The sequence below is a fragment of the Nocardia arseniciresistens genome, assembly GCF_046764875.1.
Classification (GTDB): domain Bacteria; phylum Actinomycetota; class Actinomycetes; order Mycobacteriales; family Mycobacteriaceae; genus Nocardia; species Nocardia arseniciresistens.
This window is the reverse complement of the sequence record NZ_JBKORD010000003.1, coordinates 386,089-406,504: the sequence shown is the minus strand read 5'-3', so window position 1 is coordinate 406,504 and position 20,416 is coordinate 386,089. Positions and strand designations below refer to the sequence as shown.

The window sequence follows — 20,416 nt, the reverse complement described above, 5'->3', positions numbered from 1 at the left end:
CGTCTCGGCCGTCGCCGGTGTACTCGAACCATGACAAACAACACCGCTCACCAGCCCCTCACCCTCGTCACCGGCGGCACAGGCAAGACCGGCAGCCGCGTCGTGACCCGACTGCGGCAGGCCGGGCATTCGGTCCGAATCGGCTCCCGCACCGCCGAGATCCCGTTCGATTGGGAAGACCGCGCCACCTGGACTCCGGCACTGACCGGCATCGACGCGGTGTACATCGCCTACCAGCCCGACCTCGCAGTACCGGGCGCCCCTGCCGCCATTCGTTCGTTCGCCGCCGCGGCAAGGGCAGCGGGGGTACGCAAGCTCGTGTTGCTGTCGGGCCGCGGCGAGCCGGAGGCACTGGAATGCGAGCAGATCGTGCAGGATTGCGGCCTCGACTGGACCATCGTGCGATGCAGCTTTTTCGCCCAGAACTTCAGCGAGGGCGCCTTCACCGACTATGTGGTCGCCGGCGAGGTCGCGCTGCCCAATGGTGATGTCCCCGAGCCGTTCGTACACATCGACGACATCGCCGAGGTTGCCGTCGCGGCGCTCACCGACGACAGGCACAAGGGCGAGGTCTACGAACTGACCGGGCCGCGGGCGCTGACCTTCGCCGAAGCTGTCGCCGAGATCGCGGCGGCAACCGAACGCGAGATCGCCTACATTCCACTCTCGCGGACGGATTTTGTTGCGGCACTGACCGAATACCAGGTGCCCGCCGACGTAGTGAGCCTGCTCGACTACCTGTTCGGCACGGTGCTGGACGGCAGGAACTCCAAGACCACCGACGGTGTGCAACGCGCGCTCGGTCGGGAGTCGAAGGATTTCGCCGAATACGTGCGCGACACCGCCGCCACCGGAGTCTGGAACGCACCTGGCCAGTAGAGGCTGCGCGATCCACGCACCCGGACCATCCAGGCCGAAGCTGTCCTGGATGGTTGCGCGGGAACGGCCCCCTCGCCGAGTGCGATGATCATCGGTACCGTCGAATCGATGGCGACCTCGACGATCGACTCCTCGACTCGTATCGCTCGTGTCGCGGTATTCGTGGTGTTCGCGCTGAACGGCTTCCTGTTGGCCATGTGGGTGGTGCATATCCCGGCCATCACCGACCGCACCGGCACCTCGAAGTCGACGCTCGGCATGTTCATCCTGCTGATGGCAGGTACCGGCATCGTCGGCATGCGGGTCGCGGGACCGCTCGCGGACCGCTTCGGCAGTCGCACACTGGTCGGCGTGGCCGCGGTCATCGGTTCGCTCGCGGTGCTCGGCCCCGGCCTTGCCACCGGCCCCGTCACCCTGGCCGTCGCGCTGGCCTGCTTCGGTCTCGGCAACGGGGCGCTGGACGTGTCGATGAATACCCAAGCGGTACATGTGGAACGCGCGTATGGTCGCCCGATCATGTCGGCGTTTCACGCGCTGTTCTCCGGCGGGGGGCTCCTCGGGTCGCTGATCGGCGCGGCAACATTGCGAGCGGGCTGGGATACCCGACTGACCTTGACGCTTGCCACGATCGTCGGCTTGATCATCACCGCGGCCACGGTTGCGCGATTGCTGCGCGATACCCGTTCCGAATCGCGGATCCCGGAGCCGTCCGCCGCGACAACGCCGCACCCGGTCCTTCCCGAGGGGCGTGAGCCCGTCGACAGCCCCTCGCTCGAGTGCGCACAGACGAAGCAACCGCCCAGCCGTCCGGATCAGCGCCGAAAGGTGCTGGTGCTGGCCGCCATAGCCTTCGGCGTGCTGCTCGCGGAGGGTGTAGCCAACGACTGGAGCACGTTGCAGATGCGTGAGCATCTCGGCGTCGACCAGGCCACCGCGGCACTGGCTTTCAGCGCCTTTTCGATCACCATGACGGCGGGCCGATTCACCGCCGATCGGATCAGCGGCACGTTCGGCTCCGTCGCGCTGGTCCGCTACGGCAGCGCGCTCGCCGCGCTCGGCATCGGCCTGATCATGGCGTCGGGCTGGGTCCCCCTTTCCCTACTCGGCTGGGCCATGGCGGGACTCGGGCTGTCCGGGGTAATCCCCCAAATCTTCACCGCGGCAGGCAACCTCGGCTCCGACACTGCCGCCACCGACATGTCTCACGTGTTCAGCCTCGGCTACTTCGGCCTGCTCGCCGGTCCCGCCCTCATCGGCTGGCTCACTGCCCTCATCCCCCTGACCACCGCGATGGCGGTCCCCCTGATAGCGGTTCTACTGTGCTGCCGCTACGCCGGTGCTGTCGCTCCCCAACCGACCGGGACCCGATGATCTCGGTATGTTCGACACATGTTCGACAACAACAGAATCGAGCGCAAGATAGAACGCCTCGAACGCAAGCTCGATCTGATCATCAAACATCTCGGCATCACCGATCCGAGTGCGACGTTCGGTAATTCCGAGATCGACGAACTTATCCGGCATGGCAAGAAGATTCAGGCCATCAAGCATTATCGGGAGCTCGACCCCGGCTCGGGACTGAAAGAGGCCAAGGAAGCGGTAGAGGCTCGCGAACGCCAGATCATGTAGAGCTGATCGAACGCGGGAAAGCCCGTCTCCGCGAAACGGAAACGGGCTTTCCCGAACCCGGTGTGGCCTGAGAGAGCTTGTGCACCGGGGGATTCGACGCAGTACTACTGCTTCACCTTGCAGTGTCTCCGTCTTGGGAGTCCTACAGCGCCTTCAGTTCTTCGGTGACCGCGCCGACGGACTTCTTGGCGTCTCCGAACAGCATAGAGGTGTGCTCGGCATAGAACAGCGGGTTGTCGATACCCGCGAAGCCGCTGTTCATCGAACGCTTCAGCACGATGACGCTCTTGGCTTGGTCGACGTTGAGTACGGGCATACCGTAGATCGGGCTGCTCTTGTCCTCGCGGGCGGCGGGGTTGGTGACGTCGTTGGCGCCGATCACCAAAGCCACGTCGGTCCGGCTGAATTCGCCGTTGATGTCGTCCATTTCCTTGAGCGCGTCATAGGAAACCTCGGCCTCGGCCAGCAGCACATTCATGTGGCCGGGCATGCGGCCGGCGACCGGATGGATCGCGTACTTGACCTCGACGCCCTTGGCTTCGAGCAGCTCCGCCATTTCCTTGACGGCGTGCTGGGCCTGGGCAACGGCCATACCGTAGCCGGGAACGACGATGACCTGGTTGGCGTACGCCATCTGGATCGCGGCGTCCGCGGCGGAGGTGGCCTTGGCTGTCTTCGCTTCACCGTCACCGCCTGCGCCGGGAGCTGTTCCGCCGCCACCGAATCCACCGGCGACGATTGCCGGGATGGACCGGTTCATCGCCTTGGCCATGAGGTTGGTGAGGATGGTGCCGGACGCGCCGACGATCATGCCCGCCACGATCATCGCGGTGTTGTTCAATGCCAGACCCGCCGCGGCGGCCGACAATCCGGTCAGCGCGTTGAGCAGCGAGATGACGACCGGCATATCCGCACCGCCGATCGGCAGCACAACCATCAGACCGAGCACACCGGCGAGCACGAGCACCGCGATCATCCACAGCTGCGAGACACCGTCGTCGGTTGCGCCGAGGCCGATCACCACGGCCGCCGCGATGGCGCCGAGGAACAGCAGCAGGTTCAATGGCTGTTGCAACTTGCCGATCCCGATCGGCTTGCCCGGCAAGATTTCCTGCAGCTTGCCGAAGGCGATCAGCGAGCCCCAGAACGAGATCGAGCCGATGATCGCCGCGAACAGCGAACCGATCACGATGTGGACGGTGGGTTCCTCGCCGTGCTTGAAGTGCGAGAAGCCGTCGCTGTTGATGAATTCCGACCACGCGATGAGCGCGACCGTGCCACCACCGACACCGTTGAACGCGGCTACCAGCTGCGGCATCGCGGTCATCTTGGTGAACTTCGCCGGCGGAACGCCCAGCGCGATACCGACGACGAGACCCGCGATGATGATGATCCAGTTGTCGGTGTGGCGGATCGAAATCAGTGTCGCGACAACGGCGATGACCATGCCGACCGCGGCGATCAGGTTGCCGCGCACCGCGGTTTTCGGACCGGTCAGGCCCATCAGGCCGTAGATGAACATGCCGAAGGCCACGATGTAGAGGCCGTTGACCAGATAGGTCACATTGTCGAAGGTGTGCATCACTTGTCCGCCTTCACGGGTGCGGCCTTCTTGCCCTTGAACATCCCGAGCATGCGGTCGGTGACCACGAAACCACCGATGACGTTCAGGGTCCCGAACACGACGGCGACGAACAGGATGATCTGCGTCAGGATCGACGGATCCTGCGTGTTACCCAGTACGACAAGGGCACCGAGCACGACGATGCCGTGGATGGCGTTGGTGCCCGACATGAGTGGGGTGTGCAAGGTGTTGGGGACCTTGGAGATAACGGCGAAGCCGACGAACCCGGACAGCACCAGGATCGCGATATTCGCGAGCAGTTCGGTGTACATCAGGCTTCCACGCTTTCGCTCGTCGGTTCGCTCGGCAAGCCTCGCTCACGTGTGACACAGGAATCGGCGAGCACCTGATCGTCGAAGTCGGGCGCGAGCTTCCCGTCGGCCAACATCAGTTCCAGCAGCGCCGAAATGTTCTTCGAGTACAGCTCGCTGGCGTGCTCGGGCATCGTGGCAGGCAAATTCAGCGGCGAGGCGATAGTGACCTGGTGCTTGACGACGGTTTCACCGGGCTCGGTGAGCTCGCAGTTGCCGCCGGTCTCACCGGCCAGATCGACGATCACGCTGCCAGGCTTCATACCCTCGACCGCCGCGGCGGTCACCAGGCGCGGGGCGGGGCGACCAGGCACAAGCGCGGTGGTGATCACCACATCGAAACTCTTGATCGCGTTCTCCAAAGCCTGCTGTTGCTCGGCCTTCTCCGCATCGGTGAGCTCGCGGGCGTACCCGCCCTCGCCTGCGGCGTCGATACCGAGATCGAGCCACTGCGCACCGACCGAGCGCACCTGATCGGCGACCTCGGGACGCACGTCGTAGCCGGTGGTACGGCCACCGAGACGCTTGGCTGTTGCCAGCGCCTGCAAACCGGCGACACCGACACCGAGCACCAGCACCGTCGCGGGCTTCACGGTGCCCGCCGCGGTGGTGAGCATCGGGAAGAAGCGCGTCGATTCCGACGCCGCGAGCAGCACGGCCTTATAACCGGCGACATTCGCCTGCGAGGACAACGCGTCCATCACCTGGGCACGTGAGATGCGCGGGATGGCTTCGACCGCGAAGGCCTGTACCCCCGCGGATTTCAGCGCGCTGATCTGGTTCTCGGCGTTGCGCGGGGCGAGGAACCCGATGAGCGTCTGTCCGCTCGACAGCTTCTTCACCTCGGCGTCACTCGGCGGTGCCACCTTCACGACCACCTCGGCCGACCATGGGTCGCCGATCGTCGCGCCTGCGTCTATATAGGCGGCGTCAGGAATGAGCGCGCCGAGACCGGCGCCCGCTTCGACCACCACTTCCACGCCGTGCTTGCGCAGGCTGGGGATGATCTTGGGCACCAATGCGACACGCCGTTCGCCCGCGTTAGACTCGCGTACGACTCCGACCCGCGCTCCGCGCGGCGATTGATCGCCTACGCTCTGCGTTGTCTCCACTTGTCAGACTTCCTTTTCTGGCTGAGCTTCAAGCAACCGGACGACCGCCGGACGATGTTACTTCAGAGTAAGTTCGTCCAAATCCTCGCAACTGTACCCGGCTCGCCGTGAGCGTAGCTGAGATGCCCATCACAGACCGATGCCGGATTCCACCGGTATGCCGGTTTCGAGGCGTTCGGGCGGACATGGGCGGTGGTCAGCGACGCGAGACGCCACGGGGCAGTGACGTGCGTCATGCCGAATGCCTGATTCGGGGTATGCCGCGCTCCTCGTACGCCGTATGGTCGGCATGTGAACGACTGCGTCTTCTGCCGAATAACGGCGGGCGAAGCGCCGGCGACGAAGGTCTACGAGGACGACACACTGTGCGCCTTCCTCGATATCCGCCCCATCGCCCGCGGCCACACGCTGGTGATCCCGAAACGGCACGCCACCGAACTCGAGGATCTGGATGCCGACCTCGGCGCACACATCTTTCGGGCAGGACATCGGCTGGCGCTGGCGATTCGGCGCAGTAGCCTGGCCGCCGACGGCGCCAATCTCGTACTCAACGACGGCACCGCGGCCTTCCAAACCGTGCCACACGTGCACCTGCACGTGATCCCACGCAAGCACGGCGACAAACTCAGCTTCGCGGCCGGACTACTGCTGCGCCGCCCGCACGACCCCACATCCACCGCCGCAGCCATCAAGGGCGGGATCGCGGCACTGGATAACGAAGATCAGTCGAGCACCAGCGAGGCGGAGCCATCGGGCCGCGCCGAGGAAGGAACCCCAGGATGACCGACCCGACCCTGGACCGGACGGAGCTGATCGGCGCGCTGTCCGAACAGTGGGACGCGATCGCGGCGCTGGTCGCGGACCTCGACGAGGACCGCTGGCACACACCGACCGCGCTGCCGGGCTGGACCGTGTTCGATGTGGTCGCCCACGTCGTCGGCACCGAATCGTGGCTACTCGGCGAGCGCCCGCCCCCGCACGATCCGATCAGGGAGAAGATCGATGTGCGCGCGCTGCCCCACGTGCGCAACGAGACCGCGGTGCTCAACGAGATCTGGGTCGACCGGCTGCGCCCGCTGCCGGGTCCCCGGCTGCTCGAGCTCTACCGCGATGTCATCGACCGCAGGCGCAAGGCGCTCACGGCGCTCGGCGACACCGAATGGCAGGCGGAAACCCCTTCGCCGATCGGCCAGGTCGGCTACGGCCGGTTCATGCGGGTGCGGCTGTTCGACTGCTGGATGCACGAATTGGATATCGCCGACGCGCTCGGTGTGTCCATCGACGAGGGCGGCAAGCGCGGCGAGCTGGCGTTGACGGAGTTCGCCGGTTCGATTCCGCGCGTGGTCGTCAAGCGTGGCAAAGCAAAGGACGGCGCACGGATCACCTTCGAACTGACCGGCCCTCTGGCAAGGACGCTGCATATCAAGGTGGACGGCCGCGCGGCCTATGTCGATGCGTTCGACGCGCCCGCCGACGTCGAGATCGGCTTGGACTCAGGGCTTTTCGCCCGCCTCGGTGGCGGCCGGACCGATGCCGACGGGCACCGCGACGACATTACGATCGGCGGCGACGAGCAGCTCGGCCTGCAGCTGGTGCGCAATCTGGCCTTCACGATCTGAGCCGCGATGCGACTGTTCCTGTCCAGCTACCGGTTCGGGGCGCACTACGACCGGCTCGCCGCGCTCGTCGGCGAGCCGGGCCGAGTCGCGTTGATTCCCAACGCATGTGACGCCTGGCCCGCGGTATGGACAAGCGCGATCACCAGCGACGCGGTGCCACTGCGCAAGCTGGGCTACACCCCCGAAACACTCGATCTGCGCGACTATGTCGGACGCGCGACGGAACTGGAGCGGACGCTCGCCGAATATCCACTGGTGTGGGTACGCGGTGGCAATACCTTTGTGCTGCGCGCCCAATTCGCCCGCAGTGGAGCCGATCTGGCGCTGCGTAAGCTGCTGGCCGCGGACGCGCTGGTGTACGCGGGCTACAGCGCGGGGGCCTGCATCATGGGCCCGGATCTGCACGGCCTCGACGATGTGGACGATCCCGCCGAGGTGGCACCGACCTGCGGCATCGAACCACAGTGGGACGGAATGGGATTGGTCGAGCGCCGGATCGTGCCGCACATCGACTCCGCGACAGATCCCGACGGCTACGGCAAGCGGCTTGCCGCTCGTTACCGCACCGAGGGCACACCGCATTGGGCGCTCACCGATGACGATGTGGTGCTCGTCGATGGCGATCGGACCGAAGTTCTGCGTTAGCGAACTGTCGAGGACGCTTCGATGTCCCCGCGGCGGAACACCACCCAACGCATCGCGCTGTAGATGAAGACCGCTTCGCAGGCGCCCGCCAGCAGCCTGGACAGGTGGTATTCGAGGCCGATTGCGGTCAATCCGCTGCCGACACCCAGGATGAACGCGAGGTAGTTGATCGCGACCACCACCGCGTACACCGCCGCCTGCTCGCCGACCGGTGCATGCGAATGGAAATTGAAAGTGCGGTTGAGCACGAAACTCAGGCCGAAGGCGCACACATAGGCCGCCGTGACCGATAGCCAGACCGGAAGACCCCACCAGCCGTGGAACGCCGTGAGCAACGTCAGATCGACGCCGAAGGTGAAACCGTTGATCAGCGCGAAGCCGATGAAAGTCGGAGCGACAACGCGCGCGAGCCCCAGGGGCAGGCGCGCGACGATCGCCACGCACCACCGGGTGAACCTGTCCGCCACGGTATCGGTGGTTTTCGCATGGCCTTGCACGCCGCCAGCATGGCAGCGGCAGGTGTCCACAAAGTGATCACCGAGCAAACCGGCTGGTCGAGCCGCCGGGTCAGCCGATCTGAGTGAGCGGCGGACGACGATCGAGTGCCGACCACGCGGCGAGACAACGCCTGCGGGTCACGTCGTCGGCCTCGTCCAGCAGTGCGTCCAGCAGGATCAGCGGGTCGCGCCGCCACTGCTCGGTAACGGTCGCCAACGCCTGCTTGTCGAAAATACCCCCGAACGATCCAGCGCGGTCAGCCATTCGGCGAACTGGCCGGCATGAATGCGACGTAGCGCACTGTCGTCGATGCCACCGTCCACGAACTCGTGCGAGAACATCGCCGCAACCAGCTCGCGATAATCCGGTGAATCGATCTGCACCAGTGCTCCCTCCGACGCCGAGCGCGCCCGTCGTCTGAATTCTTACCACCAAACGGCAACAGCACCACCCCCCAACAGCGAGGGGTCGAGAAGCTACCGTGAACTGTGTGGAACTTCATGACCTGATCGCGCGGCTGCCCGACGGCGCGGTCCTGACCGACTCCGATCTGCTGGAGAGCTACCGGCAGGACTGGGCCCGCGATCCCGATGCGGGCACTCCGCTCGCCGTCGTGCGTGCCACCAGCACCGATGACGTCGCCGCGACGCTGCGCTTCGCGCATGAGCACACGATCCCGGTGGTGCCGCGCGGCGCGGGGTCCGGACTGTCCGGCGGTGCGACCGCCGTGGATGGCGGCATCGTGCTGAGCACCGAGCGGATGCGCACCATCAGCGTCGACCCGGTCACCCGCACCGCGATCGTGCAGCCCGGGCTGCTCAATGCCGAGGTCAAGCGTGCGGTCGCCGAACAGGGTCTGTGGTATCCGCCGGACCCCTCGTCGTTCGAGATATGTTCGATCGGCGGCAACGCCGCAACCAACGCGGGTGGTCTGTGCTGTGTGAAGTACGGCGTGACAACCGATTACGTTCTCGGCATGGAGGTGGTACTCGCCGACGGCACCGTGGTGCGACTCGGCGGTCCCCGGCTCAAGGACTCCGCGGGATTGTCGCTGACCAAGCTGTTCGTCGGCAGCGAGGGCACACTCGGGGTGATCACCGAACTGACGCTGCGGTTGCTGCCCGCCCAGCCGCCGCAGAGCACCGTCGTCGCCTCGTTCGCGACGCTGAGCGCTGCCACCGAGGCCATTCTCGGCATCACGGGGGCACTGCGACCGTCCATGCTGGAGTTCATGGACGCGGTGGCGATCAACGCGGTCGAGGACGAATTGCGGATGGGGTTGGATCGCAAGGCGGCGGGCCTGCTGGTCGCACGTTCGGACGCACCTGGCGAATTCGCCCGCCACGAGGCCGAGATCATGGTCGCGGTATGCGAGAAGGTCGGCGCCACCGAGGTCTTCCACACCGAGGACCCCGAGGAAGGCGAAGCCTTCACCGCCGCACGACGTTTCGCCATTCCCGCGGTCGAGAAGCTCGGTTCACTGCTGCTCGAGGACGTCGGTGTGCCGCTGCCGCGCCTCGGCGACATGATCAACGGTGTCGCCTCGATCGCAGAACGCAACGAGGTGATCATCTCGGTGATCGCACACGCGGGCGACGGCAACACCCACCCGCTGATCGTGCACGACCCGGCCGACGCCGCCATGACCGAACGGGCGCACACTGCCTTCGGCGAGATCATGGATCTCGCGATCGCACTCGGCGGCACCATTACCGGTGAGCACGGCGTCGGCAGGTTGAAGAAGGCCTGGCTGCCCGATCAACTCGGGCCCGATGTGATGGCACTGACCCGGCGTATCAAGGACGCGCTGGACCCGCATGGCATCCTCAACCCCGGCTCGATTCTCTAGACCAGGCACAACGACACCGCACCCGCAGGAACATTCCCGGCCGAGAAGGAGTTTCACCAGACCATGACCACCAGGCTCGAGCACAATGTCGCCGATACCCGCTACGAGATCTATATCGACGACACCCTCGCCGGGTACGCCGATTACGCCGAAGCCGAGGACACCAAGGTCCGCGACTTCCATCACACCATGACCTTCCCCGAGTTCCGCGGGCGCGGCGTGGCCGCCCAGGTGGTCGAGTACGCCCTGAAGCAGTCGCGCGGCGCGGGCTTTACGGTCATCCCCACCTGCTGGTATGTGGAGAAGTACATCGCGGAGCACCGCGAGCACGCCGACCTGGTCGCTTAACAGCGCAGCCGGACGAAGTCATTCCGACGATGCCTAGCGTCCCGCAGGTACTGCGCGAGGATCGGACCGATCACCTCGAGCGCATCCGGGCCGACCCGATGGTTGGTGATCGCACCGGTCATGTACGGACGCCAGGTTCGGTCGTTGGGGAGCTAGCCGGGGCGGTGGCCCGAGGCGAATGCCCCGGGCCACCCCGACAAATGCGCGTACTCAGCCACGCAGCAGCGCGCGCGACATCACGACGCGCTGAATCTGGTTGGTGCCCTCGTAGATTTGAGTGATCTTGGCGTCACGCATCATCCGCTCGACCGGGAAGTCGGTGGTGTAGCCGGCGCCGCCGAAGAGCTGAACGGCGTTGGTGGTGACCTCCATGGCCACGTCGGAGGCGAAGCACTTGGCGGCGGCGGAGATGAAGCCGAGGTTCTTCTCGCCGCGCTCGGCGCGGGCCGCGGAGGTGTAGACCATCAGGCGGGCCGCCTCGATCTTCATCGCCATATCGGCGAGCATGAACTGAGTGCTCTGGAAGTCGGCGATGGCGGTACCGAACTGCTTGCGATCCTTGGTGTAGGCGATCGCCGCGTCCAACGCACCCTGCGCGAGGCCGACGGCCTGCGCGCCGATGGTGGGGCGGGTGTGGTCGAGGGTCTGTAGCGCGGTCTTGAAGCCGGTGCCCGGCTCGCCGACGATGCGGTCACCCGGCACTCGACAGTTCTCGAAATACAGCTCCGCGGTGGGCGAACCCTTGATGCCGAGCTTGTGCTCCAGCGGGCCGACCACGAAGCCCTCGTCGTCCTTGTGCACGAGGAATGCCGAGATGCCGTTGGCGCCCTTGTCCGCGTCGGTCACCGCCATGACGGTGTACCAGGAAGACTTGCCACCGTTGGTGATCCAGCACTTGGAGCCGTTGATGACCCAGTCGTCGCCGTCCTTTTTGGCACGGGTTCGCATGCTCGCGGCGTCGGAACCCGCCTCACGTTCGGACAGCGCGTAGGAGGCCATCCGGCCGTCGACGAGATCCGGCAATACCTTCTGCTTGAGCTCTTCGGAGCCATTGAGGATCAGGCCCATGGTGCCGAGCTTGTTGACGGCCGGGATCAGCGACGACGAACCACAGACGCGGGCGACCTCCTCGATCACGATGCAGGTGGCGACCGAGTCCGCCCCCTGGCCGCCGTAGGCCTCCGGCACGTGCACCGCGTTGAAGCCCGAACTGTTCAGAGCGGTCAGCGCCTCCTCTGGGAAGCGGGCGTTGCCGTCGACGTCCTTGGCGTACGGGGCGATTTCCTTCTCCGCAAGCCCGCGGATGGCGGCACGCAGTTCGTCGTGGAAGTCCGCGAGCTTGAACAGGTCGAAATCGGGGTTTCCCGCCATGGGGGCACGCTCCTGGTCGTCGGTCGTGATCGCCGCGTTCCGCAGGCAACACGGAACGTCCAGCATTTCGGCACTGAGTGCCATTCGAGTCTATTGTACGCCCAGAACTTGGCGTCAAGTGCGGCTATTGCTTGGCACTGGGTGTCAGCCATAGCATATTATGACTCCGATCACAGATTACCCAGTCGACGTGTCACAAGATCTGCGACCTGTCGTGGCGGCATGTCTCGCGGAAACACCGCGACCACCATCTCCGCCGTCGCGCGGCCCGGCACCCTGGGTATCGCCGCCAACTCGACCCGCAGGTTCGCGGCGCCCGCGTCGGACTCGCCGCGCACCATCCGTCGCAAGAGATAGTTGTGCGTCGCGGTTACGGCGGCCGTGAACTGCACCCGCGCCAGATCAGGGGCTTCGGGCAGCCGCTCACGTAGATAGTCGGTGAACAGCCGCTCGTAGCGGAACACGGTCACGATCTCCCGCTCGCGCAGCGCGGGCACTCGCCGCACCACCCGATACCGTCGTTCCGCGATCTCACGCCACTGCGTGAAACGCTCGAACACCTGGACCACCGCGTCGCACACCGCCTCCCACGGATCACCGTGCGCCGCCGCGAGAAACTCCGCAGCCTGCGCCAACTGCGATTCGTGATCGGCAAAGATCACATCTTCCTTCGACCGGAATTGCCGAAAGAACGTCCGCCGCGAAATCCCCGCGGCCTCGGCGATCTCCTCCACCGACGTCGCCTCATACCCCTGCTCGGCAAACAGCCGCAGGGCCTGATCAACCACTGTCAGCCGAAACCTGGCCGTATCGTCGTCAGTTGCCACCGGATCACCGTAGGCGTACCTCCGCCTTCGCTCCAGCCATGCGCGATCTAAGGACGGACTTCATCCGACCGCGCCAACCAGGCGTACCTCCGCCTTCGCTCCAGCCATGCGCGATCTAAGGACGGACTTCATCCGACCGCGCCAACCAGGCGTACCTCCGCCTTCGCTCCAGCCATGCGCGATCTAGGGACGGACTTCATCCGACCGCGCGCCTAGACAGCCCGCTAGCCGAGCAGCTTGGTACGGAGGGCTTCGTCCTTTTGCAGAACCATCTGTTCGAGGTCGGCCTGGAACTGTTCCATGCGGGTGCGCAGGGCCGGGTCCGCGGAGGCCAGGATCCGGACGGCGAGCAGGCCCGCGTTGCGGGCACCGCCGATGGAGACGGTGGCTACCGGGACACCCGCGGGCATTTGGACGATGGAGAGCAGGGAGTCCATGCCGTCCAGATACTTCAGGGGAACGGGGACGCCGATCACCGGGAGAGCGGTGGCCGAAGCGACCATGCCGGGGAGGTGGGCGGCGCCGCCCGCGCCCGCGATGATGACCTTCAGGCCGCGGCCTGCGGCGTCACGGGCGTAGTCGAGCATGCGCTGCGGTGTGCGGTGTGCGGAGACGACGCCGACCTCGAAGCGAATACCGAACTCCGCCAAGGCTTCCGCCGCGGCTTCCATGGTCGGCCAGTCGGAGTCACTGCCCATGATCAGGCCTACTTGCGGTTCACTCATGCCTGCGCCTCGCTGCGCTCGGCTCCGGCGTGCGCGAAGCACGCTGTGTCGATCGTTCGCTCGCTGCGCTCACTCACCGTGGGGATCCCATCCGTCGGTCCAAACCGCGTGCGACATCCAATGTGCCGCGCGCTCAGCCTTTTCCCGCACCACGGCGACCTCGTCGCCGAGCACGTTGATATGCCCGATCTTGCGATCCTTGCGTTCGCCCTTGCCGTACATGTGCACCTTCGCGTCGGGGATCCTGGCGAACAGGTGGTGCAGTCGCTCGTCCATCGACATGGCGGGCGCCTCCGGTGCGCCGAGAATATTCGCCATCACGGTGACGGGCGCCAGCGCGCTGGTGTCACCGAGCGGGTAGTCGAGCACGGCGCGCAGGTGCTGTTCGAACTGTCCGGTGCGTGCGCCGTCCATGCCCCAGTGCCCGGAGTTGTGCGGGCGCATGGCCAGCTCGTTCACCAGCAGAATGCCGTCATGGGTCTCGAAGAGCTCGACGGCCATCGCGCCGACGACCCCGAGCCGTTCGGCCAGGTTCAACGCCAGCGTCTCCGCCTCGGCGGCGAGATCCTCCGACAGCTCCTGTGCCGGCGCGATCACCACCGCGCACTGTCCGTTGCGCTGCACCGTCTCCACCACCGGCCAGGTCGCCGCCTGGCCGTATGGCGAGCGGGCCACCATCGCCGACAGTTCCCGCTTCAGGTCCACCCGTGCCTCGGCCAGCAGTCGCACACCGTGCGCGAGTTGATCTCGCGCGATCGTCTCGGCCTCGGCCGCGGTCTCGGGCATCCAGACACCACGACCGTCGTAACCGCCGCGCACCGCCTTGAGCACCATGGGCCAGCCGTGCTCGTCGCCGAAGCGCACCGCGTCGGCCGCGACGGCCACCGGGACGAACGCGGGCACCGGCACCCCGAGCTCCGACAGCTTGGTGCGCATGGCCAGCTTGTCCTGCGCGTAGATCAATGCCTGCGGCGGCGGCTGCACATTGACGCCCTCGGCGACCAACGCCTCGAGGTGCTCTGTCGGCACCTGCTCATGGTCGAAGGTCAGCGCGTGCGATCCGACGGCCGCCTTGCGCAGCGCGGCCAGATCGGTGTGGCTGCCCAGCACGACCTCGGGGCTCACCTGCGCGGCCGGATCATCCTGGCTCTCGGCCAGCACCCGCAGACGCTGCCCAAGGGCGATGGCCGCCTGGTGGGTCATGCGCGCGAGCTGGCCGCCACCGACCATGGTGACCGTTGGCATGGCAGCAGGATCAAACGAACGTGGACTCACGACTGCGCCTCGCTGACGCTCGGCTCCGTCATGAACCGGGCTGCTGTGCTGATGGTTCGCTCGCTTCGCTCCCTCACGTCGTGCAATCTTGTCACGTCGATGCGCAATAACCGCTACCGGTACACTCGGGCCTTGTGTCATTCGTCGACGACGTGGTCAACGTCCTCCCCCAACCACTGCGGGAGATCGCGTACCGCCACCATGAGCTGATCAAATTCGCCATCGTCGGCGCTACCACCTTCGTGATCGACAGCGGCATTTTCTACGGGCTGAAGTTGACGGTTCTGGATACGAAGCCGGTCACCGCCAAGATCATTTCCGGTGTCATCGCCGTGATCGCGTCCTACATCCTCAACCGCGAATGGTCGTTCAAGAATCGTGGCGGGCGCGAACGTCATCACGAGGCGCTGTTGTTCTTCGGCGTCAGCGGTGTCGGAGTTGTGCTCGCCTTCCTGCCGCTGTGGGTGTCGAGCTACATTTTCGATCTGCGCCAACCCAATGTGAGCTTCACCGTCGAGAACATCGCGGACTTCATCAGCGCGTTCATCATCGGCAACCTGCTACAGATGGCCTTCCGCTTCTGGACCATGCGCCGCTGGGTATTCCCCGATGAAATGAAGGAGATCGTCGAGGAATTCGAGGATCTTCTCGAGGAAGAGCAGCTCGGCCACAGCTGATTCAGCGCGGTTCCTGCACACCGCCCGCCGACCGGATGGGCGTGATCGCCCCGAGGAACACCGCGAACAACGCGGGTCTGCGCCGTTGCAGTTCCAAACGTCCACCATCGGCCTCGATCAGCGCCCTCGCCAAAGCCAGCCCGACGCCGGTGGACCCACCGGCCGAGAAGCCCCGGTCGAAGATATGCGGTGCGAGTTCGTCACGAACTCCCTCGCCCTCGTCGGCCACCTCGACACACACCAGCGGCTCCCGATCACGGCCGGGCCGCACCGTGCGCACCGACACGGTGCAGGTGCCGCCGCCGTGCATCAGGGCATTGTCGACGAGCACCGCGACCGCCTCGCGCAGCCGCGACCCGGTGATCGGCGCGGACAGCGTCTCGTCACCGATCAACGCCAACGTCCTGCCCGCCTCGCCGAACGGGTGTGTCCATTCTGTGACGACCCCGCGCAGCTCGGCCATCACCGGCACGGGGTCGCGGTCGGTCGCGTCCTCGTCTCGCGAAGCTCGGACCAGGTCGTCGATCGCCTCGGTGAGCCGGTCGACCTGAGCCATCGCCTCCTCGGCCTCGTGCACGACGGCGGGATCGGTGTGCGTGGACAACTCGTCCAGCCGCAGCCGCACCGCGGTCAGCCTGCTGCGCAGCTGATGCGACACATCCGCGACAAGCGCATGTTCGCGCTGTAGGCGTCCGGCGATCTCGACGGTGGCCGAGTCGAGCACATCGGAGACCCTGTCGAGCTCGGAAATGCCGTGCCTGCGTGGATCGGGCCGGAAGTCGCCCTTCGCCAGGCGCGCGGCCCTTGCCGCCACGTCGCGCAGCGGATCGGCGACCCGACCCGCGGTGACCATCGCGACCGACACCGCGGCACCGAGCGAGGCGAGCACCGCGAGTGCTACCACGGCAATGGCCTGGCGCTGCCTGATGTGCATCGGCCCGGCGGGCACCTCCAGGCGCAGCGATCCGGCGGTTCCCATCGACAGCGACTCCACCAGGGGGTCACCGACCCGATCCACGCCGATGTCCAGGCGCGAGGCGTTGTCATGCGGCGCGGGATAGACGATGGTCAGCCTGCCCCCCGAGGGCACCAGCGGGCGCACCGATCGCTCGTCCAGTCCGCCGGTCACCATCCCGTCGCCGTGCTCTTGCGTGATGATCTCGGCAGCGATTCGTTCCAGCCTGCTCTGCAGATCGTTGCGGGTGATGTCCTCGACCCACAACCAGGCGGTGTAGATCAGCGGAACGCCGAGCACCACCGTGGTGATGGTCAACACGGTGAGAATGGACCGCAGAATTCTGCGCCGCACGTCAGTCGGTGTTCAGCCGGAAGCCGACACCGCGGACGGTGACGATGCGTCGCTCGGCCATCGGGCCCTCGTCGCCGATCTTGCGACGCAGCCACGACATATGCATGTCCAAGGTCTTGGAACCGCGCAGCTCGGCGTCGCCCCACACCTCACGCAGGATGGTCTCGCGCGCCACCACCTGACCCGCGCGATCGATCAGCACCTTGAGCAGTTCGTATTCCTTGTTGGCCAAACCGATCTCGACGCCGTTCACCAGCACCCGGCGGGCCGCGGGCTCCAGCCTGATACCGCCGACCTCCACGATGTCGTCACCGATTCCACTGCGCCGCAACAAGGCTCGCACTCGGGCCAAAAGCTCGGCGAGGCGGAACGGCTTGCCGACGTAGTCGTCAGCGCCCGCGTCGAGGCCGACGACGAAGTCGACCTCGTCGGTGCGTGCGGTGAGCATCAGCACGGCGAGATCGGCGCCACGGGCACGCACCTGACGGCATACCTCGAGCCCGTCCATACCGGGCAGCCCGAGGTCGAGGATGAGCAGATCGTGGTTGCCCTCGAGTGCCCGCTTCAGCACCGCGGGCCCGAAACGCTCGACCGTCACCGAGTAGCCCTCGCGCCCGAGGGCGCGGGACAGCGGCGCGGCGATGGCCTCGTCGTCTTCGGCCAGGAGTACGGCGGTCATGACCTCAGATTACGGATCGGCGCGGCGGCAGCCGGGCAGCTCATCGGTAGCCGCCGCCAGGTGCCCGATTGCGGCCGTGATCGTCCCACCGCTGATCCCCGTTTCCCTGAGAGTGCTCGAACGCCTGGCGATACAGCAGGGCATGCACCTGCTGTACCTGCGGGATGTCGTCGTATTCGAGCGGTTCTTCCGAGGACGAGCCGATGATGAGCGTGCCGGTGCCGAGCAACCGGTCGAACAGGCCGTGGCGGAACTGCACACTGGAGATACGACTCATCGGGATATCGATGCCGGTGTGCGTGACGACGCCTTGACGGATCAGGACCCGCCTGTCGGTCACGATGAAATGAGTCGACTTCCAACTCATAACCCTTGCGACACAACGCCATCCGAGGATGCCGAGCCAGAGCACGAGGATGACACCGAGCAGGATCGACCGCGTGGAACCTTCGGTTTGCCGCCAGGCCAGACCACCGAGGAACCCGGCGAGCGCGGTGGCGACGATGAGCGTGACGATCGGCCAGAACAGCATTTTCCAATGCGGATGACGATGGAGAATCAACTGCTCGTCCGGCGCGAGCACCTCCTCCGGATAACCCATGCGGAAACCCTACCGTGTGCGGATGTCAGAATGCCTGGACACCAACGCGCGCCGTGCTGCACAATCGTCTCCTCGCGCAGCCGCTTTCGCGCCCGAGATTCTCCCGCTCGCACCAGATCTGTCCGCTCGACCTAGCTATGAACGCTCTACCTGCGGAAAGGCTCAAGTCCTGCTCGACAAACTTCTCGATTACAACCGTGGAGGCGTGAGTGAACAAGGATCTGACTCAGCTGGAAATCCTGACCGAACTCGAACCGGTGGCCGAAGCGAATCTGAACCGGCACCTATCGATGGCCAAGGATTGGCACCCGCACGACTACGTCCCGTGGGATGAGGGACGCAACTTCGCCGCGATGGGCGGGGTGGACTGGGCCCCGGAGCAGTCCAAGCTGAACGAGGTCGCCAAGGCCGCGATGATCACCAACCTGCTCACCGAAGACAATCTGCCCTCCTACCATCGTGAGATCTCCGAGAGCTTCTCCATGGACGGCGCGTGGGGCACCTGGGTCGGCCGCTGGACCGCCGAGGAGAACCGGCACGGCATCGTCATGCGTGACTACCTCGTCGTCACCCGTGGCATCGACCCGGTCGCGCTCGAAGAGGCCAGGATGATCCACATGACGCAGGGCGTCCGTTCGCCCGACAATTGGGGCGGCTTCCTGGTCAACGTCGCGTACGTGACCTTCCAGGAGCTGGCAACCCGGGTCAGCCACCGCAACACCGGCCGCGTCTGCAACGACCCGATCGCCGACCGCATGCTTCAGCGCATCGCCACCGACGAGAACCTGCACATGATCTTCTACCGCAACCTGTGTGGCGCGAGCCTCGACCTGGCCCCCGATCAGGCCATGGAGGCGATCGCCAATACCGTCACCTTTTTCGTCATGCCCGGCTACGGCATGCCGAACTTCCGGCGCAACGGCGTGCTGATGGCCAAGCACGGTATCTACGACCTGCGCCAGCACCTCGAGGAAGTGGTGCAGCCGGTGCTCAAGAAGTGGAACATCTTCGAACGCAACGACTTCGGTGCGCGTGGCGAAGCCGCGCGGGAGCATCTCGGGGTATTCCTGGAGAAGCTGGCAGGCGATGTGCTCAAGTTCGAAGAGCAGCGCGACCGCATGTTCGCACGGGACGCGGCACGGGGCATCATGCAGCCTGTGTGAGTTCGCTGTTCGGCGACCCCGGCGAAAGCCGGGGTCCGGCAGTGAAGGCTCCAGCCTTCCGCGGGAACTCAGCCTTCGGCGCGCAGGTGGGTGACGTCGCCCGCGGACACGGCCCGGTCACCGATCAGCAAGCGCCCGGTCGCGTCGACGTCGGTCGCCGTGCCGGTCAACGTCTGTCCGCCCGGCAACTCCGCGCGCACCCGCGCACCCAAGGTGGAACACCGCTCGCGATAGGCGGCGATCAGATCGGTAGTCGCCCAGCCCGCGTGCTGCCACGCGGTGAAGCGTCGAGCGAATTCGGTGAGCAGCGCCTGCACCAACAGCGTGCGGTCGGTGTCGACGGCACCCGCCAGCGTCAGCGAAGTGGCGTGTGGCACCGGCAGTTCTGTCTCGGTGAGGCTCACGTTCAGGCCGACGCCGATCACCACGACGGGAGCGTCGCCTGCTGTCGCGACCTCGGCCAGGATGCCTGCGACCTTGCGGCCGTCGATCAATACATCGTTCGGCCACTTGAGAGTTGCCGCCACACCCGCGGTCGCGCGCAGCGCATCGACCACCGCGACCCCGGTGAGCAGCGGCAGCCAGCCCAGCGAGGCCGGGTCGATGCCGTTCAACCGCACCAGCATCGACATCGAGAGCTGCGCGCGTGCTGGGCTCACCCAGTTTCTGGCGTGCCTGCCACGCCCCTGCTCCTGCGCTTCCGCGAGGAGCACGCTGCGATCAGCATTCGGATCCCCGGCCCGCGCGATCAGATCCGCGTTGGTGGACCCGGTCGACTCCAGCACCTCGATATGGGAGAAGAACGACAGCTCGGGTGTCTCGATGAGACTGCGCCGCAACTTCTCTGCGTCCAACGGTGGCCTGTGCACATCGGCAGGCTACTCGGTGCCGATCCGCTTACCGCGGTAGGTCGTCGGAGCCGTCGCTACCGCGGTAAGTCGCCTCGAGCCGTCGCTCGGTCGCTAGCCGACGAGGTCGTACTCGCGAATCGGTGCTCGCATGCCGGAGTTGTCCGCGCAATCGACATCATCTTCGCTCGCCTCGGCCCAGAATTCCGGGTCGAGAACGGTCGGCTGCGACCGCTCGGTTTGCCAACTGGTCCATATCGCCGCAGTGGCATGTTCAGCGACGGTTCTACCCCATTCCCACATCGCCCTGCTCCTCCCCTTGGCCGAAAATCGGACGCCTTCAGGCTATCTGGGCACCCGTTCGCCACACCAATGATTTTCTCGTGGAGAACGCGGTAATCGACCAGGAACTTTCTGGTCGATGTCA

Annotated in this window: 23 protein-coding genes and 1 pseudogene; 10 read left to right on the top strand and 14 right to left on the bottom strand. The window is 65.8% G+C overall.

Annotated elements, in window-relative coordinates; translation table 11 throughout:
- The first annotated feature begins 30 nt into the window (after positions 1-30).
- The 3 genes from ACLMAJ_RS07415 (at position 31) to ACLMAJ_RS07405 (ending at position 2,508) form a co-directional block, all read left to right on the top strand.
- Complete coding sequence (locus ACLMAJ_RS07415) at positions 31-879, top strand: SDR family oxidoreductase (RefSeq protein WP_412012763.1); 849 nt, start codon at positions 31-33, stop codon at positions 877-879.
- 108 nt (positions 880-987) lie between these two features.
- Positions 988-2,250, top strand: coding sequence for an MFS transporter (locus ACLMAJ_RS07410; protein ID WP_412012762.1), 1,263 nt, complete (start codon positions 988-990; stop codon positions 2,248-2,250).
- Positions 2,251-2,268: 18 nt separating this feature from the next.
- Positions 2,269-2,508 (top strand): hypothetical protein, encoded by a 240-nt coding sequence (locus ACLMAJ_RS07405; RefSeq protein ID WP_412012761.1) that lies wholly within the window; start codon positions 2,269-2,271, stop codon positions 2,506-2,508.
- Between the two features lie 142 nt (positions 2,509-2,650).
- Here the strand turns inward: ACLMAJ_RS07405 and ACLMAJ_RS07400 are convergent, their stop codons facing one another.
- The 3 genes from ACLMAJ_RS07400 to ACLMAJ_RS07390 are packed head-to-tail and all read right to left on the bottom strand — an operon-like array spanning position 2,651 to position 5,555.
- Positions 2,651-4,072, bottom strand: a complete 1,422-nt coding sequence (locus tag ACLMAJ_RS07400; protein WP_412012845.1) for an NAD(P)(+) transhydrogenase (Re/Si-specific) subunit beta — start codon at positions 4,070-4,072, stop codon at positions 2,651-2,653.
- Positions 4,073-4,089: 17 nt separating this feature from the next.
- Entirely contained in the window at positions 4,090-4,404 is a 315-nt protein-coding gene (locus tag ACLMAJ_RS07395; protein WP_412012760.1) for an NAD(P) transhydrogenase subunit alpha part 2, read from the bottom strand.
- The gene (locus ACLMAJ_RS07390; RefSeq protein WP_412012759.1) at positions 4,404-5,555 is read right to left on the bottom strand and encodes a Re/Si-specific NAD(P)(+) transhydrogenase subunit alpha; all 1,152 of its coding nucleotides are present in this window, start codon (positions 5,553-5,555) and stop codon (positions 4,404-4,406) included. Before ACLMAJ_RS07390 ends, ACLMAJ_RS07395 begins: the two co-directional genes overlap by 1 nt.
- Positions 5,556-5,846: 291 nt before the next feature.
- Between ACLMAJ_RS07390 and ACLMAJ_RS07385 the strand changes: the two genes are divergently transcribed.
- The 3 genes from ACLMAJ_RS07385 to ACLMAJ_RS07375 are packed head-to-tail and all read left to right on the top strand — an operon-like array spanning position 5,847 to position 7,819.
- Positions 5,847-6,338, top strand: coding sequence for an HIT family protein (locus ACLMAJ_RS07385; RefSeq protein WP_412012758.1), 492 nt, complete (start codon positions 5,847-5,849; stop codon positions 6,336-6,338).
- On the top strand, positions 6,335-7,174 hold the full coding sequence (locus tag ACLMAJ_RS07380) for a maleylpyruvate isomerase family mycothiol-dependent enzyme (RefSeq protein WP_412012757.1): 840 nt from the start codon (positions 6,335-6,337) through the stop codon (positions 7,172-7,174). The genes ACLMAJ_RS07385 and ACLMAJ_RS07380 overlap by 4 nt, the downstream gene beginning before the upstream one ends.
- Positions 7,175-7,180: 6 nt before the next feature.
- The gene (locus tag ACLMAJ_RS07375; protein WP_412012756.1) at positions 7,181-7,819 is read left to right on the top strand and encodes a Type 1 glutamine amidotransferase-like domain-containing protein; all 639 of its coding nucleotides are present in this window, start codon (positions 7,181-7,183) and stop codon (positions 7,817-7,819) included.
- Here the strand turns inward: ACLMAJ_RS07375 and ACLMAJ_RS07370 are convergent.
- Together ACLMAJ_RS07370 and ACLMAJ_RS07365 are read right to left on the bottom strand one after the other, a co-directional pair.
- Positions 7,816-8,316, bottom strand: a complete 501-nt coding sequence (locus tag ACLMAJ_RS07370; RefSeq protein ID WP_412012755.1) for a GtrA family protein — start codon at positions 8,314-8,316, stop codon at positions 7,816-7,818. The two genes, ACLMAJ_RS07375 and ACLMAJ_RS07370, sit on opposite strands and share 4 nt — an antisense overlap.
- A gap of 70 nt (positions 8,317-8,386) precedes the next feature.
- Positions 8,387-8,581, bottom strand: a complete 195-nt coding sequence (locus ACLMAJ_RS07365) for a hypothetical protein (protein ID WP_412012754.1) — start codon at positions 8,579-8,581, stop codon at positions 8,387-8,389.
- Between the two features lie 226 nt (positions 8,582-8,807).
- Between ACLMAJ_RS07365 and ACLMAJ_RS07360 the strand changes: the two genes are divergently transcribed.
- The gene (locus tag ACLMAJ_RS07360; protein WP_412012753.1) at positions 8,808-10,166 is read left to right on the top strand and encodes an FAD-binding oxidoreductase; all 1,359 of its coding nucleotides are present in this window, start codon (positions 8,808-8,810) and stop codon (positions 10,164-10,166) included.
- 54 nt (positions 10,167-10,220) lie between these two features.
- Positions 10,221-10,514: pseudogene (locus ACLMAJ_RS07355) on the top strand (GNAT family N-acetyltransferase); the annotation flags it as partial.
- A 210-nt stretch (positions 10,515-10,724) separates the two neighbouring features.
- Here ACLMAJ_RS07355 and ACLMAJ_RS07350 read toward each other — a convergent pair.
- The 4 genes from ACLMAJ_RS07350 to ACLMAJ_RS07335 form a co-directional block, all read right to left on the bottom strand.
- Entirely contained in the window at positions 10,725-11,885 is a 1,161-nt protein-coding gene (locus ACLMAJ_RS07350) for an acyl-CoA dehydrogenase (RefSeq protein ID WP_412012844.1), read from the bottom strand.
- 170 nt (positions 11,886-12,055) lie between these two features.
- A complete protein-coding gene (locus tag ACLMAJ_RS07345) occupies positions 12,056-12,712 on the bottom strand; it encodes a TetR/AcrR family transcriptional regulator (protein WP_412012752.1) in 657 nt (218 codons plus the stop codon).
- A 224-nt stretch (positions 12,713-12,936) separates the two neighbouring features.
- Positions 12,937-13,437, bottom strand: a complete 501-nt coding sequence (gene purE / locus ACLMAJ_RS07340) for a 5-(carboxyamino)imidazole ribonucleotide mutase (protein WP_412012751.1) — start codon at positions 13,435-13,437, stop codon at positions 12,937-12,939.
- 69 nt (positions 13,438-13,506) lie between these two features.
- On the bottom strand, positions 13,507-14,682 hold the full coding sequence (locus tag ACLMAJ_RS07335) for a 5-(carboxyamino)imidazole ribonucleotide synthase (protein ID WP_412012750.1): 1,176 nt from the start codon (positions 14,680-14,682) through the stop codon (positions 13,507-13,509).
- Positions 14,683-14,846: 164 nt separating this feature from the next.
- On the opposite strand from ACLMAJ_RS07335, the gene ACLMAJ_RS07330 reads away from it, so the two are divergent.
- Positions 14,847-15,389 (top strand): GtrA family protein, encoded by a 543-nt coding sequence (locus tag ACLMAJ_RS07330; protein ID WP_412012749.1) that lies wholly within the window; start codon positions 14,847-14,849, stop codon positions 15,387-15,389.
- 1 nt (position 15,390) lies between these two features.
- Here ACLMAJ_RS07330 and ACLMAJ_RS07325 read toward each other — a convergent pair whose 3' ends face one another.
- Genes ACLMAJ_RS07325 through ACLMAJ_RS07315 form a run of 3 tightly spaced genes read right to left on the bottom strand, consistent with a single transcriptional unit; the run spans position 15,391 to position 17,978 of the window.
- Positions 15,391-16,698: an ATP-binding protein gene (locus ACLMAJ_RS07325; RefSeq protein WP_412012748.1), complete on the bottom strand. Its 1,308-nt coding sequence runs from the start codon at positions 16,696-16,698 to the stop codon at positions 15,391-15,393.
- Position 16,699: 1 nt separating this feature from the next.
- Positions 16,700-17,377, bottom strand: a complete 678-nt coding sequence (locus tag ACLMAJ_RS07320) for a response regulator transcription factor (RefSeq protein WP_412012747.1) — start codon at positions 17,375-17,377, stop codon at positions 16,700-16,702.
- Positions 17,378-17,417: 40 nt separating this feature from the next.
- A complete protein-coding gene (locus ACLMAJ_RS07315) occupies positions 17,418-17,978 on the bottom strand; it encodes a PH domain-containing protein (RefSeq protein WP_412012746.1) in 561 nt (186 codons plus the stop codon).
- Positions 17,979-18,187: 209 nt separating this feature from the next.
- On the opposite strand from ACLMAJ_RS07315, the gene ACLMAJ_RS07310 reads away from it, so the two are divergent.
- The gene (locus tag ACLMAJ_RS07310; RefSeq protein ID WP_412012745.1) at positions 18,188-19,141 is read left to right on the top strand and encodes an acyl-ACP desaturase; all 954 of its coding nucleotides are present in this window, start codon (positions 18,188-18,190) and stop codon (positions 19,139-19,141) included.
- Between the two features lie 68 nt (positions 19,142-19,209).
- Here the strand turns inward: ACLMAJ_RS07310 and ACLMAJ_RS07305 are convergent, their stop codons facing one another.
- Entirely contained in the window at positions 19,210-20,010 is an 801-nt protein-coding gene (locus ACLMAJ_RS07305; RefSeq protein ID WP_412012744.1) for a biotin--[acetyl-CoA-carboxylase] ligase, read from the bottom strand.
- A gap of 93 nt (positions 20,011-20,103) precedes the next feature.
- On the bottom strand, positions 20,104-20,292 hold the full coding sequence (locus ACLMAJ_RS07300) for a hypothetical protein (RefSeq protein ID WP_412012743.1): 189 nt from the start codon (positions 20,290-20,292) through the stop codon (positions 20,104-20,106).
- Between the last annotated feature and the right edge of the window lie 124 nt (positions 20,293-20,416).